The organism is Micromonospora aurantiaca ATCC 27029, from assembly GCF_000145235.1.
GTDB lineage: Bacteria > Actinomycetota > Actinomycetes > Mycobacteriales > Micromonosporaceae > Micromonospora > Micromonospora aurantiaca.
In genome coordinates this window covers 4,821,265-4,843,835 of the sequence record NC_014391.1, presented here as the reverse complement: position 1 = coordinate 4,843,835, position 22,571 = coordinate 4,821,265, and the positions used below count along the sequence as shown (strand labels likewise).

At 71.6% G+C, this 22,571-nt stretch carries 15 protein-coding genes; 7 read left to right on the top strand and 8 right to left on the bottom strand.

The window, feature by feature from the left end:
* Positions 1-192 carry a hypothetical protein gene (locus MICAU_RS32530; protein ID WP_139135452.1) on the bottom strand — a complete coding sequence of 64 codons (192 nt, stop codon included), beginning with the start codon at positions 190-192 and terminating at the stop codon, positions 1-3.
* On the opposite strand from MICAU_RS32530, the gene MICAU_RS21245 reads away from it, so the two are divergent.
* Both MICAU_RS21245 and MICAU_RS21240 read left to right on the top strand, forming a co-directional pair.
* Positions 191-952 carry a hypothetical protein gene (locus MICAU_RS21245; RefSeq protein ID WP_013287397.1) on the top strand — a complete coding sequence of 254 codons (762 nt, stop codon included), beginning with the start codon at positions 191-193 and terminating at the stop codon, positions 950-952. The genes MICAU_RS32530 and MICAU_RS21245 overlap by 2 nt on opposite strands.
* A gap of 40 nt (positions 953-992) precedes the next feature.
* A complete protein-coding gene (locus MICAU_RS21240) occupies positions 993-1,382 on the top strand; it encodes a DUF6841 family protein (protein WP_013287396.1) in 390 nt (129 codons plus the stop codon).
* A 52-nt stretch (positions 1,383-1,434) separates the two neighbouring features.
* Here MICAU_RS21240 and MICAU_RS21235 read toward each other — a convergent pair whose 3' ends face one another.
* Positions 1,435-2,946: an APC family permease gene (locus MICAU_RS21235; protein ID WP_013287395.1), complete on the bottom strand. Its 1,512-nt coding sequence runs from the start codon at positions 2,944-2,946 to the stop codon at positions 1,435-1,437.
* A 198-nt stretch (positions 2,947-3,144) separates the two neighbouring features.
* Between MICAU_RS21235 and MICAU_RS21230 the strand changes: the two genes are divergently transcribed.
* On the top strand, positions 3,145-3,798 hold the full coding sequence (locus tag MICAU_RS21230) for a GOLPH3/VPS74 family protein (RefSeq protein WP_013287394.1): 654 nt from the start codon (positions 3,145-3,147) through the stop codon (positions 3,796-3,798).
* A gap of 39 nt (positions 3,799-3,837) precedes the next feature.
* On the opposite strand, the gene MICAU_RS21225 is transcribed toward MICAU_RS21230, so the two are convergent.
* Complete coding sequence (locus tag MICAU_RS21225) at positions 3,838-4,437, bottom strand: GNAT family N-acetyltransferase (protein WP_013287393.1); 600 nt, start codon at positions 4,435-4,437, stop codon at positions 3,838-3,840.
* 153 nt (positions 4,438-4,590) lie between these two features.
* Here MICAU_RS21225 and MICAU_RS21220 point away from each other — a divergent pair, with 153 nt between their 5' ends.
* Positions 4,591-5,280, top strand: coding sequence for a cellulose binding domain-containing protein (locus MICAU_RS21220; protein ID WP_013287392.1), 690 nt, complete (start codon positions 4,591-4,593; stop codon positions 5,278-5,280).
* A gap of 142 nt (positions 5,281-5,422) precedes the next feature.
* Positions 5,423-10,918: a pullulanase-type alpha-1,6-glucosidase gene (gene pulA, locus MICAU_RS21215; RefSeq protein ID WP_013287391.1), complete on the top strand. Its 5,496-nt coding sequence runs from the start codon at positions 5,423-5,425 to the stop codon at positions 10,916-10,918.
* Positions 10,919-10,987: 69 nt separating this feature from the next.
* Here the strand turns inward: pulA and MICAU_RS21210 are convergent, their stop codons facing one another.
* The 3 genes from MICAU_RS21210 to MICAU_RS21200 form a co-directional block, all read right to left on the bottom strand.
* On the bottom strand, positions 10,988-12,874 hold the full coding sequence (locus MICAU_RS21210; RefSeq protein ID WP_013287390.1) for a collagen-like domain-containing protein: 1,887 nt from the start codon (positions 12,872-12,874) through the stop codon (positions 10,988-10,990).
* A gap of 284 nt (positions 12,875-13,158) precedes the next feature.
* Positions 13,159-14,919, bottom strand: a complete 1,761-nt coding sequence (locus MICAU_RS21205; protein WP_013287389.1) for a hypothetical protein — start codon at positions 14,917-14,919, stop codon at positions 13,159-13,161.
* A gap of 267 nt (positions 14,920-15,186) precedes the next feature.
* Entirely contained in the window at positions 15,187-16,662 is a 1,476-nt protein-coding gene (locus MICAU_RS21200) for an aminopeptidase P family protein (protein ID WP_013287388.1), read from the bottom strand.
* 113 nt (positions 16,663-16,775) lie between these two features.
* Here MICAU_RS21200 and asnB point away from each other — a divergent pair, with 113 nt between their 5' ends.
* Positions 16,776-18,737, top strand: coding sequence for an asparagine synthase (glutamine-hydrolyzing) (asnB, locus tag MICAU_RS21195; RefSeq protein WP_036311876.1), 1,962 nt, complete (start codon positions 16,776-16,778; stop codon positions 18,735-18,737).
* Positions 18,738-18,796: 59 nt separating this feature from the next.
* Here the strand turns inward: asnB and MICAU_RS21190 are convergent, their stop codons facing one another.
* On the bottom strand, positions 18,797-19,930 hold the full coding sequence (locus tag MICAU_RS21190) for a lytic polysaccharide monooxygenase auxiliary activity family 9 protein (RefSeq protein WP_174361809.1): 1,134 nt from the start codon (positions 19,928-19,930) through the stop codon (positions 18,797-18,799).
* Positions 19,931-20,258: 328 nt separating this feature from the next.
* Here MICAU_RS21190 and MICAU_RS21185 point away from each other — a divergent pair, with 328 nt between their 5' ends.
* Positions 20,259-21,188 carry a carbohydrate kinase family protein gene (locus MICAU_RS21185; RefSeq protein ID WP_013287385.1) on the top strand — a complete coding sequence of 310 codons (930 nt, stop codon included), beginning with the start codon at positions 20,259-20,261 and terminating at the stop codon, positions 21,186-21,188.
* Between the two features lie 98 nt (positions 21,189-21,286).
* On the opposite strand, the gene MICAU_RS21180 is transcribed toward MICAU_RS21185, so the two are convergent.
* Entirely contained in the window at positions 21,287-22,513 is a 1,227-nt protein-coding gene (locus MICAU_RS21180) for a multidrug effflux MFS transporter (RefSeq protein ID WP_013287384.1), read from the bottom strand.
* Positions 22,514-22,571 lie beyond the last annotated feature (58 nt).

Below are 22,571 nucleotides of genomic sequence, written 5' to 3'. Positions count from 1 at the left end.
TCAGGACGACGAGGACGCCTTGGCGTGCCGTTCGCGCAGCCGGTCCCGGATCTCCTCCGGGGTGTACGCCCGGCGCCGCCGCTCGGCCCGCGCCACCACCACGCCGGTCGCCGCGACGCCGGCGAGACCCGCGAGCCCGAGTACCTTCCACCACCGCATCCGTTGCCGCATCCGCATAGGGTAGTCCTCCATGAGCATCAGCCTGGACGAGGCCGTGGAGCTGACCCGCACCGGCGATCTGTGGGTGTTCCGCGGACGTAGCGTGCCCGACCGGGCCATCCAGCTCACCACGAACAGCCCGGTGAACCACGTGGGCATGGCCGTGGTGCTCGACGACATGCCGCCGCTGATGTGGCACGCCGAGCTGGGCCGTTCGCTGCCGGACATGTGGACCGGCACCCACCAGCGCGGCGTGCAGCTGCACGACCTCCGGGACGCGGTCTGCGTCTGGGGCAACCGGTACGGCCAGCGGGGCTGGCTGCGCCAGCTCGAACCGCCGGCCGACACGGCGATGGAGGAGGCGGTGCTGCGTACCGTGGCTCGTCTGGACGGGACGCCGTTCCCGTCCACCGCGCAGCTCGCCTGGCGGTGGGCCCGGGGGCGGCTGCCGCACCCGCCCCGCCTGAGCCTCGGCGGCCTCCGGGGCAGGGCCGCCGACACCACCATGACCGCCGACACCAGCAGGACCGCCGACACCAGCAGGACCGCCGACACCAGCAGGACCGCCGACACGAGCAGGATCGGCGACACCAGCAGGGAGAACGCCGCAGCACTGGAGACGGCGTACTGCGCCGAGGTGGTCGCTGTTACCTACGAGGCGATGGGCCTGCTGCCCGCCGGGCGACGGCCCAACTGGTACGACCCGGGGCGGTTCTGGAGCGGCGACGACCTGGCCCTCAACGGCGGCGCGCACCTCGGTGCCGAGATCGAGGTGCGGATCCCGCCGCGCTGACCAGGTTTGCCGCCGGGGCGTGCCGGTAATGAGGAGCGTCGTGACGGCTTCCACCGACCTCGACACGCTCACCGACTTCTTCGACCGGTACGGCGTGGCGCTGACCACCGCCGACGTGCCGGCCATCGCCGGCTGCTACGCCCTGCCCGGGCTGGTGGTCGCCGACACCTACAGCTTCTTGTTCACCTCGCCGGCGGCCGTGGCGCTCAGTTTCGTCGGCGCCGCACCGGACTACCAGGAGCGGGAACTCGTCGCCGCGAACGCGCAGATCGAGGACGTGCAGCAGATCTCGGCGCTGCTCACCGAGGTGGCGGTGCGCTGGGAGTTCCTGGACAGCCAGGGCGGTGCGGTGCCCGGCGAGCGCTACCGCTACCTGCTGCGCACCACCGAGGACGGCCCGGTCATCTGCACCGTCATCCGTACCGCCTGATCGTGCTGGTGCGGCGGCCGGCCCGCGTGGCCGGCCGCCGCACCGACGGGCGTCAGCGGTGGTGGGCGCCGGCCCAGCGGTCGGCCTCGGGGGCCGGGTGCAGGCCGGGCTCGTGCAGGCCCTCCTCGGTGACCTGGCCGATCCGGCGGTACGTCTCCGGTCGGCTGGTGCGCAGGATCGCGCCCCAGATCAGGCCGACCACGCCCGCCGCCACCGGGATCGCCGGCAGCAGCCACTTCAGGTAGCTCGCGGTGTCGGGGGCGAGCAGCGCGTCGAAGTTGAACAGCAGCACCAGCAGCACGGCGGTGAGCAGGACCGTGCCGAGCGCCGGGGCGATCGCCCGCTGCCACGCGCTCTCCGGGCCGGGACGGCCCCGGAAGAAGCCCACCACGGAGGCCGAGGTGAGTGTCATCAGCAGCACGACGCCGACGGCCGCGGCGCCGGACAGCCAGGTGAACAGGTCGATGACCGGGTCACGGCCGGTCATCGCGAACGCCAGGAACACCACCACTGCGAGGACGCTCTGCACGAGCGAGCCCGCGACGGGCGCGCCGCTGCGGCTGGAGGTGGCGCCGAGGAAGCCCGGCAGCACCCGCTCCCGGCCCAGGGCGAACAGGTAACGCGCCACGCCGTTGTGGAACGACAGCAGGGCGGCCAGCACGCTGGTGATGAACAGGACGTTGGCGATGTCCGCGACGACCGCGCCGGTGTACTGGTCGAGTGCGCCGAAGATGATGCCCGGCCCCGCCTCGGCACTGGCCGCCGGGGCGTTCTCCGGACCGGTGAGCACGGTCAGCGCCCAGGCGGAGAAGGCGTAGAACAGGCCGGTGAACGCGACCGCGATGTAGGTGGCCCGGGCGACCGTGCGCCGCGGGTCCTTGACCTCCTCGCTGTAGATGGCGCCGCTCTCGAAGCCGGTGAAGGAGGCGATGGTGAACGCGAGCACCGCGCCGAAGCCGGCGCCGAACAGGTGGCCGGGGCTGATGCCGGCGGTGGTGACGGTGCCGCCGTCGGGGTTGGCGAAGGCGACCAGGTCGAAGATCAGCACGGCCACGCACTCGAGGATGAGCAGCACCGCGAGGACCGTGGCGTTGAGGTCGATGCGCAGGACGCCGAGCGCGCCGATGAACACCCAGGCCAGCAGCGCCCAGACCCACCAGTCGAGGCTGATGCCGGTCTTGGCGTCCATGAAGTCGCCCAGGATCGCGCCGAGCAGGCCGTAGAGACCGATCTGGATCGCGTTGTACGCCGCCAGTGCGACAGCCGAGCCGGCCACCCCGCCGGCCCGGCCGAGACCGTTGGCGATGTACGCGTAGAACGCGCCGGCGTTGGCGACGTACCGGCTCATCGCGGCGTAGCCGGTGGCGAAGACGGCCAGCACGGCGGCGAGGAGCACGTATCCGAGCGCGGCGCCGATGTTGCCGCTGACCGCGTACATGGTGGTGACACCACCGCCGAGAACGGTCAGCGGGGCGGACGCGGCGACGGTGAAGAAGACGAGGTGGGCGGTGCCGAGACGACCGCGGCGCAGCCCACCGTCGGAGAAGAACGGATCGGAGGACAAGGCTTCTCCAGGGGAGGGGGTGAGGGGATTGAGGTGTCTACTTCGGAACAACCTGAAGCAGGGTATTGGTGATCACTGATCGTGACAACCCCGCTTCGATATCGATTGGGGTGCGCGTGATCGGCCGGAATTGAGCTGTGCGTGGTCATGCCGTACCGTCCCGTGTCGACGATCACGGCCACCGTTCGAGGATGGACCATGACCTACCCCGGGGCGCAGGCCACTTACCGGCTTGCGGATGCGCTGTTCCTTATCGGACACGACGAGTTCACCGGCAAGCCACATGTCGCCGTCGACCGGCTGGAGTGCGGGCTGGCCGGCGCCGCGCTCGCCGAGCTGATGTTCGAGGGCCGGATCGCCCTCGACGGAGGGGGGATCGCCGCTGTCGATCCGCGGTTGTGGCAGGAGCCGCTCACCGACCTGCTGATCACCGAGATCCTGCGCCGCGAGGGTGCGCATCCGGCCCGGCTGTGGATCCGCTACCTGCGGACCCAGCTCAACATCAACGAGCGCGTCGGCACCCGGCTGGTCACCGCCGGCGTGCTGCGGCGCGAGCAGGGCAAGCTGATCGGCCGGATGGTGCGCTGGCCGGCCATCGACCCGAACCAGGCGGCCTCACCGCGGGTGCGGCTGACCGCGATGCTGATGCACTCGTCCCCGGCCGAACTGGACCCGGGCACGCTGCTGCTGGCGACCCTCGCCGAGGCGGTCGGGCTGGCCACGCACATCTTCGATCCGCAGGTGGCCACGCGGATGCGCGACTGCCGCCGGTTCCTGCCGGCTCAGCTCGAAGGGCTGCTCGCCGCCGTCGTGGGCGCGCTCGACGTCACCACCACGACGGTACGGCGATGACGTCCCGCCCCGGGCCGAGCCGGGGCGGGACGGTACCGGTCAGGCCGGGTCGCGCCACATCGGGTAGAGGCTGGGGCCCTCCGGCAGGTCCAGCGTGAGCGGGCGGCGCCGGAATCCGAGCCGCTCGTAGAGCGCGGCGTTGCGCGGCGAACTGGCCTCCAGGTACGCCGCGGTGCCGGCCTGATCCAGCTCGGCCAGCTTGTTACGCAGCAGCGCCGAGCCGACGCCCTTGCCGTGATGGTCGGGGTGTACCGCGATGAAGGGCAGGTACCAGTGCGGCTCAGCCGGGTGCCGGGCGCTCATCATCTCGTCCAGCACACCGAACCGCTTCATGGCCTCCGCGCCGATCGCGGCCTCCATCTCGTCGAACTCGTCGCCCTCGTCGGCGTCGTGTCCTTCGCCGGTGGGCAGCCAGAGCGTGGCGCCCAGGCCGTCGCCGGCGACGTGCACCTCACCGGTGCGCAGCGCCAGCGCGACGAACGGTCCGAAGAAGGCGGGATGGACCCGGGCGCGGTGGTCGTCGGCCGGGAAGACCCAGCCGCTCACCGGATCCCGCATGAACGCCTCGGCGAGGATCGCGGTCACGACGGCTGCGTCCGCCGTGGACGCCCGCCGGATGTTGCCCTGCCACTCACTCACTGGCCAACCGTCCTACCGGCTCGACGAGCCATTGTGGTCATTGATCGGCGTGCAAGGTATCAGGTGCCCGCGCCGTGCGGCAGGCCCCGATCGGAGTGCTCGCCGCGACCCGGTCCGTGTGGCTACGCTGGCCCGGACCCCGACAGGAGGACCATGTCCCGCACGCGTCGTCCCGGCCCGCAGCCCGGGACCGCCATGACCTCGTCCCCCTGGATCCTCGTCGCCGCGGGCGTGGTCGTGATGGTGGTCCTGCTGGTGGTGGCGCTCGGTTCGGTGCGGGGCCGGCGTACGTTCCCGGCGGCCGGTCCGGCGGATCCGGTGATGTCGCTGCCGCACGTCCCGCTGACGCCCACGGCGGTCAGCGCCACCGGCCCGTCGCCGGTGGCCGCCACCGCTCCGGTGGTGCCGGGCCTGTCTCCCCGGTCCACGGTGCTGCCCGCCCGGCCGACGCCGGCCGCGCCGACCCCCAGCCCTCGGGGCGTGGCCCGGCCGGTGCTGCCCCCGCCGCCGCCTCCCGCGCCGCCGCCGTCCGCGGTGACCGGCCGGTACAGCGTGATGAGCGCCTTCGACGGCGGCTTCATCGGCGAGGTGCTGCTGGTCAACACCGCGCGTACGCCGCAGGGCTGGACGGTGCGCGCGGTGTTCCCCGGTGGCCGGCTGGTCACCGCCTGGGTCGAGGGCGCCGAGCAGGGCGTGTTCCGCTTCGACGACGGCGTGTTCACCTACCGCAGCGGGTTCGACCTGGCCCCCGGGCAGTCCGTGCCGGTGCGGTTCCACATCGAGCGGGCCGGCACCCGGCCGGTGAGCTGCACTGTCGACGGCACGCCCTGCACCGACCGCTAGATCCGGCGGTCCGGTCGGGGCCGGCGCGAGTGTCTCCTCTTGCAAGGTGACTGCTTTGTTGCGGCATGGTTTGCAAGGTATTGCAGAATGTTTCGGCAAGGGCTAGCGTGCGGGCGAATCAGCGACCAGAGAAAGGCCGTCGATGAAACCGCCGCCGATATCCCCCAAGGCGCTGCTCGCCCTGGTCACCTCCCTCGTACTCACTCTCGTCGGCGTGCCGGTGGCCCTCCACCAGCTCGGCGCCGACGCCACCGCCCCGGCCGCCACCCCCGACGTCCTGGCCGCCGGCAATGCTCCGCAGTGGAACCGCGAGCCGTCCCCCGACGCGCTCCTCAAGGCCGGCACCGGCACCGCCAAGGCCGAGCAGTTCTACTTCGTCCTGCCCGACCGGTTCGCCAACGGCGACAAGCGCAACGACACCGGCGGTCTGACCGGCGGCCGGCTCACCACCGGCCTCGACCCGGCCGACAAGGGCTTCTACCACGGTGGCGACCTCAAGGGCCTGATCGACCGGATGGACTACATCCAGGGGCTCGGCACCACCGCCATCTGGCTCGCGCCGATCTTCAAGAACCGGCCGGTGCAGGGCACCGGCGCGGACGTCTCGGCCGGCTACCACGGCTACTGGATCACCGACTTCACCCAGGTCGACCCGCACTTCGGCACCAACGCGGAGCTGAAGAAGCTGGTCGACCTGGCCCACCGGCGGGGCATCAAGGTCTACCTCGACATCATCGTCAACCACACCGCCGACGTCATCCGGTACGCCGAGGACAAGTACGGCTACGTGGACAAGAAGTCCGCGCCGTACCGCGACGCGCAGGGGCGTCCCTTCGAGGACCGCAACTACGCCGACGGCACCCGGAAGTTCCCGGCGGTGAACTCGACGTCGTTCCCGTACACCCCGGTGTTCGCCACCCCGGCCGACGCGAAGGTCAAGGTACCGGCGTGGCTGAACGACCCGACCATGTACCACAACCGCGGTGACTCCACCTTCGCCGGGGAGAACAGCGAGTACGGCGACTTCTTCGGCCTCGACGACCTGTGGACCGAGCGTCCCGAGGTGGTCCGCGGCATGACCGACATCTACGCCCAGTGGATCGGCAAGGCCGGCGTGGACGGGTTCCGCCTCGACACGGTCAAGCACGCCAACCTCGACTTCTGGCCGCAGTTCGCCCGCGGCATCGACGCCGCCGCCGCGAAGGCCGGCAAGAAGGACTTCTTCATGTTCGGCGAGGTCTACAGCGCCGAGCAGGAGATCCAGTCCACCTACGTTCGGCAGGGCGGACTACCCGCCACGCTCGACTTCTCGTTCCAGGAGGCGGCACGCGGGTACGCCGCCGCCGACGGCTCGGCCAAGACGCTCGCCGACGTCTACGCCAAGGACGACCTGTACTCCGCGCGGGACACGAACGCCAACCGGCTCACCACGTTCCTGGGCAACCACGACATGGGCCGGATCGGCTCGTTCGTCGCCGCCGCCGGCGGTGACGACGCCACCCAGCTGAACCGCAGCCGGCTCGCCCACCAGCTCATGTTCCTCACCCGCGGCCAGCCGGTCGTCTACTCCGGCGACGAGCAGGGCTTCACCGGACCGGGCGGCGACAAGGACGCCCGGCAGGACATGTTCGCCTCGCGGACCGCCGACTACCTCGACGACGACCTGATCGGCACCACCCGCACCCACGCCGCCGACCAGTACGACACCCGCCACCCGCTCTACCGGACCATCGCCGAGCTGGGCGAGCTGCGGACGGCGCACCCGGCGCTGCGCGACGGCGTGCAGGTGACCCGGTACGCGGCCGACGGGCCGGGCGTCTTCGCGTTCTCCCGCGTCCTGCCCACCGACCGGATCGAGTACGTGGCGGCGGTGAACAACGCCGCGACGCCGCAGACTGTCACAGTGGACACCTGGTCGGCCGGCGCCCGCTTCACCGGCGTGTACGGCGGCGCCACCGGCGCGACCGCCGGCGCGGACGGCAAGCTGAGCGTCACCGTGCCGGCCATGTCGGCGCTGGTGCTCAAGGCCGACCGGGCGATCCCGCAGGCCGGGGCACCGAAGATCACGATCACCGAGCCGGGCGACACCCCGGTCCCCGGCAAGGCCGCCGTCACCGCCCAGGTGACCGGCGACCCGCTCGCCACCGTCACGTTCGCCGCCCGGGTCGCGGGCGGCAAGTGGACGCTGCTGGGCACCGCGCACCGCGCGCCGTACACCGTGCACCACGACCTGACCGGCCTGCCCGGCGGCACCCGCGTGGAGTACAAGGCGGTGGTCCGCGACGGCAAGGGCCGCACCGCCACCGCCCGGGCCACCGGCACCGTCGGCACCCCCGCCCAGGGCGCGTCGCGGGACTGGGCGATCGTGCACTACCAGCGTCCGGCCGGCGGGTACGACGACTGGCGGCTCTACGCCTGGGGCGACATCGACCCGGCGTACGTGACGGAATGGCCCGCCGGGCAGCCGTTCGCCGGTGAGGACTCGTACGGCCGGTTCGCCTGGGTCAAGCTCAAGCCCGGTGCGAAGACGGTCGGGTTCCTCGTGATCGACGGCGACGGCAACAAGGACGTCGCGAACGACCGCACCATCGACGTGACTGCGACCGGCGAGATCTGGGTCAAGCAGGGCGACCCGGCGGTCTACCCGACGCGGCAGGCCGCCACCGGCGAACCCGACCCGCCCGTCGCCCAGGACACCGCGCTGATCCACTGGCGCAAGGCCGACGGGAACTACGACGGCTGGGGCCTGCACCTGTGGGACGGCGCGGCCAACCCGACCGACTGGGCCGCCCCGCTCAAGCCGGAGAAGACCGACGCGTACGGCGCGGTGTTCCGGGTGCCCCTCGCCGCCGGGGCGACCGGGCTGAGCTACATCATCCACCGAGGCGACGAGAAGGATCAGCCCGAGGACCAGCGGCTCGACTTCGCCACCGCCGGGCGCGAGGTGTGGCTGCTCGCCGGCGTGAAGGGACGGCTGCTGCCGACCACCACGTCCGGCGCCGCCAAGGATCTCGACCTGACCAAGCAGAAGGCGCAGTGGATCGACAGGTCCACGGTGGCGTGGGCGACCGGGCCGACCGACGGCAGGCGGTACGCGCTGGCAGTCGCCCCGGCCGGTGGGATCGGCCTCGCCGACGGTGAGCTGACCGGCACGTACACCACCATCGCGCTGCGGGCGCAGCGCAACGGGCTGACCGAGGCGCAACGGCAGGCGTACCCCCATCTCTGGGCCTCGCGCGCCTTCTCGCTGGACCGCGCCGACCTGGCCCGGGTGCCGGCGGCGCTGCGCGGCCAGATCGTGGTGACCGAGCGGGACGCCGAGGGCGCGCTGCTCGCCGCCACCGGCGTGCAGATCCCCGGCGTGCTCGACGACGTCTACGCGGCGGCGACCGGCGCGAAGCTCGGGCCGACGTTCGCCGGCCGGGTGCCCACCCTGGCGGTGTGGGCTCCGACCGCGCGGACCGTGTCGCTGGAACTGTTCGACTCGCCCACGGCCCAGCCGGCCACCGTGGCGATGCGCCGCGACGACCGCACCGGCGTCTGGTCGGTACGCGGCACGAAGGCGTGGAACGGCCGCTACTACCGCTACCGGGTGCAGGCGTGGCAGCCGGCCACGCAGAAGATGGTCACCGCGTCGGTGACCGACCCGTACTCGGTGGCGCTCGCGCCGAACTCCACGCACAGCCAGATCGTCGACCTGACCGACCCGGCGCTCGCGCCGGCCGGCTGGGCGAACCTGCGCAAGCCGGCCGCGCCGCCGGCGTCCAAGGTCCAGATCTCCGAGCTGTCGGTACGGGACTTCTCCATCGCCGACACCACGGTCCCCGCCGACCGGCGGGGCACCTACCTGGCGTTCACCGACCCGAACAGCGCCGGCATGAAGCACCTGCGCAAGCTCGGCGACGCCGGGGTCAACCACCTGCACCTGCTGCCGGCCTTCGACTTCGCCACCATCCCGGAGAAGCGGGCCGACCAGGCCCGGCCGAACTGCGACCTGGCCGCGCTGCCGCCGGACTCCGACGAGCAGCAGAAGTGCGTCGCGGCGGTCGCCGGCACCGACGGCTACAACTGGGGGTACGACCCGCTGCACTACACGGTGCCCGAGGGTGGGTACGCCACCGACCCGAACGGCGCGAAGCGCACCACCGAGTTCCGCCAGATGGTCGCCGGAGTCAACAAGGCCGGGCTGCGGGTGGTCATGGACGTGGTCTACAACCACACCTCGGCCGCCGGCGCCGACCCGAAGTCGGTGCTCGACCAGGTGGTGCCGGGCTACTACCACCGGCTCCTGGAGGACGGGACGGTCGCCAACTCCACCTGCTGCGCCAACACCGCGCCGGAGCACGCCATGATGGGCAAGCTCGTGGTGGACTCGCTGGTGACCTGGGCCAAGGCGTACAAGGTCGACGGCTTCCGGTTCGACCTGATGGGCCACCACCCGAGGGCGAACATCCTCGCCGTACGGGCCGCGCTGGACAAGCTCACGCTCGCCCGCGACGGCGTGGACGGCCGCAAGATCCTGCTGTACGGCGAGGGCTGGAACTTCGGCGAGGTCGCCGACGACGCCCGGTTCACGCAGGCCACCCAGGCCAACATGGCCGGCACCGGCGTCGGCACATTCAACGACCGGCTCCGCGACGCGGTGCGCGGCGGCGGCCCGTTCGACGCCAACCCGCGGGCGCAGGGCTTCGCCTCCGGCCTCTACACCGACCCCAACGGCGACGACGTCAACGGTTCGGCGGCCGAGCAGCGGGCCCGGCTGCTGCACCAGCACGACCTGATCAAGGTGGGGCTGACCGGGAACCTGCGCGGCTACCGGTTCACCGACTCCACCGGCAAGCGGGTCACCGGGGCGCAGGTCGACTACAACGGCGCCCCGGCCGGGTACACCGCCGCGCCGGGCGAGGCGGTCACCTACGTCGACGCGCACGACAACGAGATCCTGTACGACGCGCTGGCGTACAAGCTGCCGCAGGGGACCTCGGCGCAGGACCGGGCCCGGATGCAGGTGCTCGCGCTGGCGACCACCGCGCTCGGGCAGGGTGCCGGGTTCGTGACCACCGGCTCGGAGCGGCTGCGCTCGAAGTCGCTGGACCGCAACTCGTACAACTCCGGTGACTGGTTCAACCAGATCCGGTGGGACTGCGCCCAGGGCAACGGGTTCGGCGCCGGCCTGCCGCCGGAGGCCGACAACAAGGACAAGTGGTCGTACGCGAAGCCGCTGCTGGCCGATCCGTCGCTGGTGCCGGACTGCGCGGCGATCGACCTGGCCGACGCCCGGTACGCGGAGCTGCTGCGCGTCCGCCGGTCCTCGCCGGTGTTCGGGCTCGACACCGCCGCCCAGGTGCAGAAGCGGGTGGCGTTCCCGCTGTCCGGGACGAAGGAGACCCCGGGCGTGCTCACCATGACCCTCGACGCGCGAGGGCTGGACGGGAGGTGGAAGTCGGTGACAGTCGTCTTCAACGCCACGCCGGAGACGGCGAAGCAGACAGTCACCGGGCTGCGCGGGGCGAACGTGGCACTGCATCCGGTGCTGCGGGACTCGGCCGACCCGGCGCTGCGTACCGCGTCGTTCGACCGGGCCGCCGGCACGTTCACCGTGCCCGCGCGCAGCGTGGCGGTGTTCGTCCAGAGCTGACCGCACGGCCGACCGGCCCCCTGCCACGTTTCGTGGCAGGGGGCCGGTCGCGTACCCCGGGCCGTCAGGTCAGTTGAAGCAGTCCTCGACGGTGTTGGCGCAGTTGGTGGGGTCGTTGTTGCTGATGAGGGACTTGTCGTCGAGCTTGACGCGTCCTTCGTTGTTGAGGACGCCGCCGGCGACCCGGTGGAGCTTGCTGGAGTCGGTGGCGGTGTTCTTGGTGACGTGGGTCTTGGTCAGGGTGATCTTCGCCTTGTTGTTGAAGATGCCGCCGCCGTTGAGGGCGGTGTTGCCCTTGATGTCGGTGTCGCGGATGGTGAGGGTGGCGTTGTCGTCCTTGTCGTGGTCGCGGACGATGAAGCCGTCCTCGATCTTGACGAGCCACTCACCGTTGAAGATGCCGCCGCCGAAGCGGTTGGCGGTGTTGTCGACGATCTTGCTGTCGGCGATCGTGGCGCTGGCGTGCTCCTTGTTGTCCGGGTAGCCCCAGTGCTTGCCACCGGTGACCACCACACCGCCACCGTCGCCGTCGGCGTGGTTCTTGGCGACGTGGACCTTCTCCAGGAGCAGGTCGGTGTTCTCGGCGTACACGCCGCCACCGTTCTCGCAGGCGGTGTTGCCCGTGATGGCGGTGAAGGAGACCGTGACGGTGCCGCCGCTGCTGAACAGACCGCCGCCGTTCTTGCCGGCGCGGTTGTCCGACAGGGTGGACTTGACGCCGTCCTTGCCGTGGTCGGAGCCGAAGATCTCGACGATGCCGGCCTCGTGGTGCTTGCCCTTCGGGTCGTAGCCCTTCGGCGCGGCGGAGGCCGCCGGGCCGTGCCCACCGGACAGGCCGCTGCCGTTGGCGATGCCGCCGCCGTTGCCGCCTGCGGTGTTGTCGTCGACGTGGGTCTCCTCGACCTTGAGGATGCCCTCGTTGTAGACGCCGCCGCCGTCGCCCTGGGCGTGGTTGCCGACGACCTTGCTCTCCTTGAGCCAGGTGCGGCCGTAGTTGGCGATGGCGCCGCCGTCGCCCTCGGCGTTGTTGTCGACGAGCTTGACGTTGTCCAGGTAGGCGCTGCCGCCACGCTCGACGAGCAGCGCGCCGCCGTCGCCCTCGACCCGCTTGTCGTCGTCCTTGCCGCCGTTCATGCCGTCCGCGACGGGCGTGACAGCGGCGGCCGTGGTCGCCGCGGCCGGAGCCGCGACAGCCGGGGCCGCGACAGCCGGGGCCGCGACAGCCGGGGCCGCGACAGCCGGGGCGGCGGCCGGCGGCTGGCCGCCGCCGGGGTACTTGAACTCGTTGGCGTTGCCGCCCTTGACGGTGAGGTCCTTGAGGGTGAGGTCGCCGCCGTCGACGACGCGGAAGATGCGGAAGGTGTCTTCGGCGTCGCGCTTGATGGTGGAGTTGTTGCCCTTGATGGTGACGTCCTGCTTGATCTCGGGCAGGGCGGAGCCGAACTTGCGGTCCTTGACGCCGAGTTCGTAGGTGCAGTTCTCGGCGAGCTTGATGGTGCCGCCGTGGTCGCGGTTGGCCAGTTCGAGGGCGTCGATCAGGGCGTCGTCCTTGCAGGGGACCTCGCGGGTCTTGCCGTGGTCGTCCTTGCCGTCCTTGCCCCACTCGCCCTTGTCCGGGCCCCACTCGCCGCGGTCGCGGCCTTCCTTGCCGCGGTCCTTGCCGTCCTTGCCGTACCCGTCCTTGTCGTACCCGTCCTTGTCGTACCCGTCCTTGTCGTACTCGCCCTCGGCGCCCTTGTCGCCGTAGTCGCCGTCGCTGAGCTGCTGCGTGGTCGACCACTTGACGTCGGCGAGCCGGTGCGGGCCGGTGGCCCCGGTGGTCGCGTAGGCCACGCCGGCGAGGCTGACCGCTCCGGTCAGGCCCACAACGCCGGTGGCGAGCCACATCCGGCGACGCCGGAGCGGGGAGATGGTCTTGCTGGTGGCGTCATCGTTATTGCGAAGGTAGTTGGACATCGGAGCTCTCTGCCCTCTCCTTGTACCTGACAAGGTCGCTTCGCCCTGGCGAGGCGGCCTTCGCTACAAATCGGTTGTAGCTGCTGAAGATGACCGTATGAGAACCTTCTTCGCCTCGTGGTCATACACGAAAAAAACCCGCATAAGGGTGTAGGTGGGATGGGCGGGCGCAGTGCGGCCCGGATGCCCCGGCGGGGGACACCACGGCCAGCCGGGCTGTCCGGGGTGGGAGCCCTCCTCGCGACACGGCGCGAGGAGGGCTTCCCGGTTATGTGGTGGTTCCGTCAGTTGAAGCAGTCCTCGACGGTGTTGGCGCAGTTGGTGGGGTCGTTGTTGCTGATGAGGGACTTGTCGTCGAGCTTGACGCGTCCTTCGTTGTTGAGGACGCCGCCGGCGACCCGGTGGAGCTTGCTGGAGTCGGTGGCGGTGTTCTTGGTGACGTGGGTCTTGGTCAGGGTGATCTTCGCCTTGTTGTTGAAGATGCCGCCGCCGTTGAGGGCGGTGTTGCCCTTGATGTCGGTGTCGCGGATGGTGAGGGTGGCGTTGTCGTCCTTGTCGTGGTCGCGGACGATGAAGCCGTCCTCGATCTTGACGAGCCACTCACCGTTGAAGATGCCGCCACCGAACCGGCCGGCCGTGTTGTCCACGACGGCGCTGTCGGCGATCGTGGCGCTACCCGCGAGGCCGTCCTTCTCGGCGCCGTTACCGGCCCAGTCCCGACCACCGGTCGTCACCACGCCGCCGCCGTCGCCGTCGGCGTGGTTGCCCGCCACGTGGACCTTCTCCAGGAGCAGGTCGGTGTTCTCGGCGTACACGCCGCCACCGTTCTCGCAGGCGACGTTGCCGCCGATCGCGGTGAACGAGACGGTGACCCAGCCGCCGCTGCTGAACAGACCGCCACCGTTGTGGCCGGCCCGGTTGTGGCTCAGCGTGCTCAGCGAGGCGTCCTTGCCCTCGTGCGCCCCGATGATCTCGACCGTGCCCGCGTGGTGCTTGCCGTGCTCGCCCTTGTCGCCCTTGCCGGGCTTCGCGGCCGAGGTCAGGTCGACCGGCCCGTCGTGGTGCTCACCGCCGCCGTTGGCGATGCCGCCGCCGTTGCCGCCTGCGGTGTTGTCGTCGACGTGGGTCTCCTCGACCTTGAGGATGCCCTCGTTGTAGACGCCGCCGCCGTCGCCCTGGGCGTGGTTGCCGACGACCTTGCTCTCCTTGAGCCAGGTGCGGCCGTAGTTGGCGATGGCGCCGCCGTCGCCCTCGGCGTTGTTGTCGACGAGCTTCACGTTCGACAGGTGCGCGCTGCCGCCACGCTCCACCAGGAGCGCGCCGCCGTCACCCTCGAACCGCTTGTCGTCGTCCTTGCCGTCCGGGACGAGCGCCGTCGGCGCGGGGCCACCGCCGCCGGGGTACTTGAACTCGTTGGCGTTGCCGCCCTTGACGGTGAGGTCCTTGAGGGTGAGGTCGCCGCCGTCGACGACGCGGAAGATGCGGAAGGTGTCTTCGGCGTCGCGCTTGATGGTGGAGTTGTTGCCCTTGATGGTGACGTCCTGCTTGATCTCGGGCAGGGCGGAGCCGAACTTGCGGTCCTTGACGCCGAGTTCGTAGGTGCAGTTCTCGGCGAGCTTGATGGTGCCGCCGTGGTCGCGGTTGGCCAGTTCGAGGGCGTCGATCAGGGCGTCGTCCTTGCAGGGGACCTCGCGGGTCTTGCCGTGGTCGTCCTTGCCGTCCTTGCCCCACTCGCCCTTGTCCGGGCCCCACTCGCCGCGGTCGCGGCCGTCCTTGCCGTATCCGTCCTCGCCCTTCTCGCCGCCCTTCCCGCCCTCGGCGCGGGAGTCGTCGCTGGCGTTCTGCGGCGCGGCGGCGTGGTTCTCCGCCACCGGTTCGGTGCCGGACTTGTCGTCGCGGGCGGCGAGACCGCCGAGTGCCGCCAGCCCGACGACGCCGGTCAGCCCGGCCACGCCGGTGGCGACCCAGAGCGCCCGCCGCTTGCTCGTCCGCGGCGGGGGCGCCATCGGCGCGCCGCCGTCGGGTGTCGTTACGTCGTTCGACATGAGAGCCCTTTCGGTTCTTCCCAAACGGGTCGCACCGCCCCAGGCCGGGCGACCAGCTACAAACCGGTTGTAGCCTCTGATCAGCACCGTATGAGAAGGTTCCTCGCGAGGAAGACTTATCCGAAAAAAGCCCGCATTCCTCCCACGAACGGCGGTCGGTGACCAACCACGTGAGCGGTACGGGAACGGCCCGGTACGGCGGCGGGCCCCACCACCTGCCGGAAAGGCGCGGTGGTGGGGCCCGAGGGAGTTCGCGGCCGCGGGGGATCAGCCAGGCAGGCGGGGGCCCGCCTCACGCTGCTCGGCCAGCCAGGTCTCCACCTCGGCGGAGGCGCGCGGCAGCCCGGCCGACATGTTCACCGGGCCGTCGGCGGTGACCAGGATGTCGTCCTCGATCCGCACGCCGACGCCCCGCAACTCCTCCGGGACCAGCTCGTCCTCCGGCTGGAAGTAGAGCCCCGGCTCGACGGTGAGCACGTACCCCTCGCCGAGCGGCCCCTCGCGGTAGGTCTCCTTGCGGGCGTTGGCGCAGTCGTGCACGTCGATGCCGAGCATGTGACTGGTGCCGTGCAGCGTCCACCGCCGGTAGACCGTGGAGGCCGGGTCCATCGCCTCGTCCACGCTGACCGGCAGCAGCCCGAGATCCTTCAACGCCTCGGCCAGCACCCGCATGGAGGCGAGGTGCACGTCCCGGAACGCCACGCCGGGCCGGCACATCTCGATGCCGGCCTGCTGCGCGGCGTACACCGCGTCGTAGACCTGACGCTGCAACGGCGTGAACCGGCCGTCGACCGGGAGCACCCGGGTCACGTCGGCGGTGTAGAGGTTGCGGTTCTCCACGCCCATGTCCATCAGCAGCAGCTCACCCGGACGGGTGGCGCCGTGGTTGTGCACCCAGTGCAGGATCGTGGCGTGCTCGCCGGCCCCGACGATCGAGCCATAGCCGACGTCGTTGCCGTCGTGCCGGGCACGCAGCGCGAAGACGCCCTCCAGCAGCCGCTCGGAGACCCCGCGGTCGGCGGGCAGTGCCCGCGCCACGTCCTCGAAGCCGCGCACCGTCGCGTCGCACGCCTCCTGGAGCTGCGCGATCTCCCACTCGTCCTTGACCAGCTTCAGCTCGGCGATCGCGATCGCCAGCTCCCGGTCGCGGCCGGGCTGCCCCTCGGCGCGCGCGCCGTCGTACTGACGCACCGCCGCGTCCACCCGGGCGTCGAAACCGCGGAGCACACGGGTACGCCCCGGCGCCAGCTCGGCCAGCGCGGCGTCCAGCTCGCTCAGGTCGGCCGTCGGCAGCCCCAGCTCGGTCGACTTCTCCCGCAGCGTCGGCCGGCGGCCCACCCACAGCTCGCCGTGGCGGCTGCGGAAGAACTCGTCGGTCGCCCGGGACGACCGGGGCCGCATGAACAGCGTGGCCTCGCCGCCCGGCCGCAGCACGAGGACGCTGTCCGGCTCTAGGTCGCCGGTCAGGTACGCGAAGTCGCTGCCCGGCCGGAACCGGTGGTCGGTGTCGTTGGCGCGTACCTTCTCGTTGCCGGTGGGGATGACCAGCGTCTCGCCCGGGAAGGCCTCGGCTAGCGCGGCCCGGCGCTTGGCGTGGTTGGGCACCTCTGCGCGCGGTGTGACCGGCAGTTCGGTGTCCCGCCAGCCCTGCCGCATGAACGACAGGAACGCCTCCGGGAAATCCGGGTCGTGCGACTCCGTGCCGTCCGCCGCCTTGCCCTGCCCGGTCCGCTCCTCGGCCATGATCCGCCCCTCCCTGAGCCTCGTCGCTGGTCCCGACGGTACCGCGCGCACGACAGCGGGAGGTGCCTGCGGTGCCGCGACGGTGGCTTCCGGCGCGTGGAAAGATGGCGGCCATGTGCGGACTCCTGGCCTTCTTCAGCGCGCGCGGCGACGCCGCCGCCCACCGCGACAACATCGCCGGCGCACTGGAGTGCCTGCACCACCGCGGCCCGGACGAGACAGGGGTCGAGGTGGTCGGCGACGCCTCCGGCCGGTACGCGGACGGCGTGTTCGCGCACAAGCGCCTGGCGATCATCGACGTGGCGCTGAGCCACGAGCCCCTGCCGTACGCGGGCGGGCGGTACCTGCTCACCTTCAACGGCGAGATCTACAACTACATCGAGCTGCGCGAGGAGCTGATCCGCGACTACGGCGCCCAGTTCGCCACCAACGGCGACGGCGAGGTGATCGTCGCCGGCTACCACTACTGGGGTGAGCAGGTGCTCACCAAGCTGCGCGGCATGTTCGCGTTCGTGATCTGGGACCGGCAGGAGCGGCGGGCCTTCGGCGCGCGGGACTACTTCGGCATCAAGCCGCTGCACTACCTGGAGACACAGGACGGCCTCTACCTCGCCTCGGAGAAGAAGGCGCTGCTGCCGTTCGCGCACTCGGCGTACCAGGGCGACGCTGGTATCGACACCGCGAACCTGAGCCACTACCTGACGCTGCAGTACGTGCCCGAGCCGGGCACCCTGCACAAGGGGATCAGCCGGATCGGCTCGGGGGAGTACCTGACCTGGACCCCTGGCGGCCGGATCGAGGTGCGCCGCTGGTACCGCCCGGTGTTCCGGCCGGCCCCGGTCTCCGACGAGCAGCGGCTCTACCACGACATCCGGGAGACGCTGCGCGAGAGCGTACGGATGCACATGCGCTCGGACGTGCCGGTCGGCTCGTTCCTGTCCAGCGGCATCGACTCCACAGCGGTGGTGGCGCTGGCCCGCGAGTTCAACCCGAACATCCTCACCTTCACGGTCGGCTACGACGTGCCCGGCTACTCCGAGATCGACGTGGCCCAGGACTCGGCCCGGCACCTCGACGTGACCACCATCCCGACCAAGATCGGGCCGCAGGACATGATCGACGCGCTGCCGAAGATCGTCTGGCACCTGGACGACCCGGTCGCCGACCCGGCGCTGGTGCCGCTGTACTTCGTGGCGAAGAAGGCCGCCGAGCACGTCACAGTGGTGCTCTCCGGCGAGGGCGCGGACGAGTTCTTCGGCGGCTACACGATCTACCGGGAGCCGCTGTCGCTCAACGCGGTCAACAGCCTGCCCGACGGTGTGCAGAAGGGCCTGCGCGCCGTGTCCAAGGCGATCCCGCAGGGCGTCAAGGGCAAGAGCTTCCTGGAGCGCGGCACCACCCCGATCGAGGAGCGCTACTACGGCAACGCCCGGATGTTCACCGAGGAGGAGAAGCAGCACCTGCTGCGCCGCTACGACCCCTCGGTGCGCTACACGGACGTGACCGCGCCGATCTACGCCGAGTGCACCGAGCTGGACGACGTCACCAAGATGCAGTACGTCGACCTCTACACCTGGCTGCGCGGCGACATCCTGGTCAAGGCCGACCGGATCTCGATGGCGCACTCGCTGGAGGTGCGGGTGCCGTTCCTGGACCGGGAGGTGTTCAACGTCGCCGCCGGCATCCCGGTCGACCTGAAGCTGCCGCCCCGCTCCGAGGCCACCAAGTACGCGATGCGCCAGGCGCTCCAGGGCGTCGTGCCGCCGGCCATCGTCAACCGCAAGAAGCTGGGCTTCCCGACCCCGACCCGGGTCTGGCTGCGCGGCGAGATGTACGAGTGGGCGCGGCACGTGCTGGCCACCTCGGGCGCGGGCGACCTGATCGACCTGTCGTACGCGATGCGCCTGCTCGACGAGCACAAGCGGGAGGAGGCCGACCACTCCCGCAAGGTGTGGACCGTGCTGATCTTCTGCATCTGGCACGCCATCTTCGTGGCCAAGACGCTCGACCCGGGCATCCAGCGCAACCAGTCCGCGCTGCTCACCAAGCCGGTCGTCGGCAGCATGGTCCGCTGACCCGCCAGACATGACAGGGCCCCCGGGGTACGCCCCCGGGGGCCCTTCCCGCTACGGGATCACCTGCCGGTGCAGGTGACCGTCGGCAGGGAGTTGGTGCCGGAGAAGTTCGCGGTGAAGCCGAACGTCGTGGTGCCCTCCGGCGGGACGCTGCCGTTGTAGGCGGCGTTGGAGACGCTCACCGACGCCCCGCTGCCGCTCAACGTGCCGTTCCACACCTGGTTGATGGTCTGACCGCTGGGCCAGGTCCAGTTCGCGGTCCACCCGGAGTACGTCCGGGTGCTGTGGTTCATGATCGTCACTTCGCCCTGGAAGCCGCCGTTCCAGGCGCTGACCACCTTGTACACCGCCATGCAGGTGCCGGACGGCATGGTCGGGCTCGTCGTCGGCGCGGGCGTGGTCGGGGCCGGGGTGGTCGGCGCGGGCGTCGTCGGGGCGGGCGTGGTCGGCGCCGGGGTGGTCGGGCCGGGGCTGCCGCCCGAGCCGATCCCGGTCACCTCGCCGTTGCCCCCGTCGAACGTCACGTCGGAGCAGCCGAAGAAGTTCTCCTGGCTGTCCGAGCGGACCCAGCGCGAGTAGATGATGTGCCGGCCGCTCTTGTTCGACGGCAGGTTACCGGTGAAGTAGTAGTGACCGTCGTTGGTGCCGACCGCGCCGCGCTGCGGCGGGTTGGTCACCTGCAGGAACGGCTGCTCCTCCAGGTCGCTCCAGGCCAGCGGCCGGTTCGGGCTCCAGCTGTCCTTGGTCACGTAGAAGTAGAACGTGCCCGGGTGGTGGGCCCAGTTGCTGTACCGGAACTCCATCGACCGGCCCGCCGTCAGGTGAGTGATCGGCCAGTCGTTGCGCGCCGCGTCGTACCCGCTGAAGCCGGGGTTGCCGCCGCTGCACAGCTTGCCGTCGGGGATGAACCCGACGGTCCGCCCGCCGGCGTCGGAGCGCAGCACGCTGAACCAGTTGTACAGCGAGTTCGCCCCGTTCGCGGCCACCGCCGACGAGCAGGCGGGGTTGTTCGGCCGGATCTCACCGGTTCCGGTGAGGCCGTCCTTCCAGCACAGGTAGGTGCGGGCGCCCGGCGTCATGGCCGCGCCGTGCGCGGCCGCCGGTCCGGAGTTGGTGGCCAGGGCGAACGCGCCCAGGGCCAGGGTGGCGGCCGCGGTGAGCAACGCGGCCGTACGGGATCGGTGCACGGGGATCTCCTGACTCGCGGAGCGTGGCCCGGTTCGGCCCGCCCCGCTGCGACGAGCGGATGCGACGATCGCGGTGCCCGCGCCCGGTCGGCGTGCGGCCGGGGCCGTCGGCGGGCGCGCACCGCCTGCGGTCCGTTGCCACGGACCGTGGATGCCCTCGCGTCGGCTCGACCCGGCGGCCGGCGACGCGGCAGCCCCCCGCGTCGTTACCCGGCATCGCCATCCCACCACGTCCGGACGCCGCCCGCAATAGGTGCTGCTCGATGTCCGGGTCGCGGCGCGCCGCGACCCCGCCATGCGCCAGGATCGGGGGAGGACGACGAGGGGAGCCAGGATGGGGTACGCGGTGGTGCTCGGCGAGGCGCTGGTGGACCTGCTCGACGCCGAGCACGACGGAGAACCCGTCTACCGGCAGGCGATCGGCGGCGGCCCGCTCAACGTGGCGGTGGCGATCGCCCGGCTCGGCGGAGACGCGCGGTTCGTCGGATCGCTCGGCGACGACGCGCTGGCCGGGCGGATCCGCGCGTTCCTCACCGACGCGGGTGTGGACGTGAGCGGGACTGTCACGGTGCCGGCGCCCACAGCGCTCGCCGTGGCGACGTTCGCCGGCGCGGAGCCGGACTTCCGCTTCTACGGCGAACCCCGCTCGTACGCGCTGCTCGGCCCGGACGACCTGGACGTGGCGCTGGTCGAGGGCGCGGACGTGCTCTACTGCGGCTCGATCGTGCTGCTCGACCCGCCGGTGCTGGCCGCCGCCCGGCGCGCCTGGTCGATCGCGGGCGCGCTGCGGGTGTTCGACCCGAACGTGCGGCCCCGCCTGCTCACCACGCCGGGCGCGCTGGACGGGCTGCGGGCGGTGGTCGCCGAGTTCGCGGCCGCCGCGCACCTGGTGAAGCTCAGCAGCGCCGACGCGCGGCTGCTCTACCCGGACGAGCCGGTTGAGGGCGTCGCCGCGTACCTGCGGGAACTGGGCGCGAGCACCGTCGTGGTCACGCTCGGCGCGGACGGCGCCCTGGTCGCCGCCGCCGACGACGTGGTACGCGTGCCCGCGCCGAAGGTGGACGCGGTGGACGCCACCGGCGCGGGCGACTCGGTCATGGGCGCGCTGGTGGCCGACCTGCTGGCCGCCGGCGAGCCGGCCGACCCGGCCGGGTGGCGGGAGCGGGTCGCGTTCGCGCTGCGGGTGGCGGCGGTGGTGTGCGAGTCACCGGGCGGCGCCACCGCCATGCCCACCCGCACCGCGGTCGAAGCCCGCTTCGCGTGAAAGGAAGGGCCCCTTCTTAACGCCTCCGGTAGAGGAGGGGCCCCTTCTTAACACCCGCCCCCACGCGCGGAGGCCGGCGTCACGCGCGGAGGGCGAGCTCAGGCGCGCGGACGGGTCATCGTCAGGACGGCGGTCAGGGACAGGAACGCGGCGCCGGCCAGGACCACAGCCATCGGCAGCGCGCTGCCCTCGCCGCCGAGCCCGACCAGCGGCGCGGCGAGCGCGCCGACCACCGACTGGATGCCGCCCATCAGCGCCGCAGCGGTGCCCGCGTGCCGGGCGTGCGCGTCCAGCGCCAGCGCGGTGCTGTTCGGCATCACCATGCCGAGCGAGCCGACGAAGGCGAACAGCGCCACCGCCGTCACGGCCAGGCTGCCGGCCAGCGCGCCGCTCAGCACGCCGAGCGCGGTGACCAGGCCGACCACGAGCGTGGTGACCAGCAGCCGGCGCGGCGTGAACCGGTCGAGCAGCCGGGCGTTGGCCTGCCCGACCGCGACCAGGGCGAGCGCGTTGACGCCGAAGATCACGCTGAACACGGCCGCGGAGACGCCGAAGACGTCCTGGAACACGAACGACGACCCGGAGATGTACGCGAACAGCCCGGCGAACGCGAAGCCCTGCGTCAGCGCGTACCCGAGATAGACCCGGTCGGCGAGCAGCGACCGCATGGTCCGGACGGTGGCCCCCAGGCCACCGGTGCTGCGGCGCTCGGCCGGCAGCGTCTCCGGCAGGCGCAGCGCGACGGCCACGGCGAGCACCGCCCCGATGACGGCGAGCGCCACGAAGACCGCCCGCCACGAGCCGAACCGCAGCACCAGGCTGCCCACGCCCGGCGCCGCCACCGGTGCCACGCCGAAGACCAGGGTGAGCCGGGAGAAGTACTTCGCGGCGTCCCGTCCCGAGTAGAGGTCGCGGACCACCGCGCGGGCGACCACCACGCCCATGCCGCCGGCGACGCCCTGGGCGAACCGCGCGGCGGCCAGCAGCGGGGCGTTCGGCGCCGCGGCGCACGCCAGCGCCAGCACGGTGTACGCGACCACGCCGACCAGCACCGGGCGGCGGCGCCCCCAGCGGTCACTGAGCGGACCGGTGACGAGCTGGCCCAGGGCGAGGCCGATCAGGCAGGTGGTCAGCGAGAGCTGGATGCCGGCTTGGTCGGCGCCGAGGTCGCGGGTCATGGCCGGGAACGCCGGCAGGTACATGTCCAGCGACAGCGGACCGATCGCGGTGAGCGTGCCGAGCAGCACCAGCAGCGTCACGCCGCCGGTGGACGCGGTGGTGCGGTCGGCGGCCGGGCGCGCGGCGGTCGGCGCGGCGTTGCTCACGAGTGGGTACCCCCTGGATCCGGTGCGTCCGGGTACCTTACATCTGTAGTCAGAACTA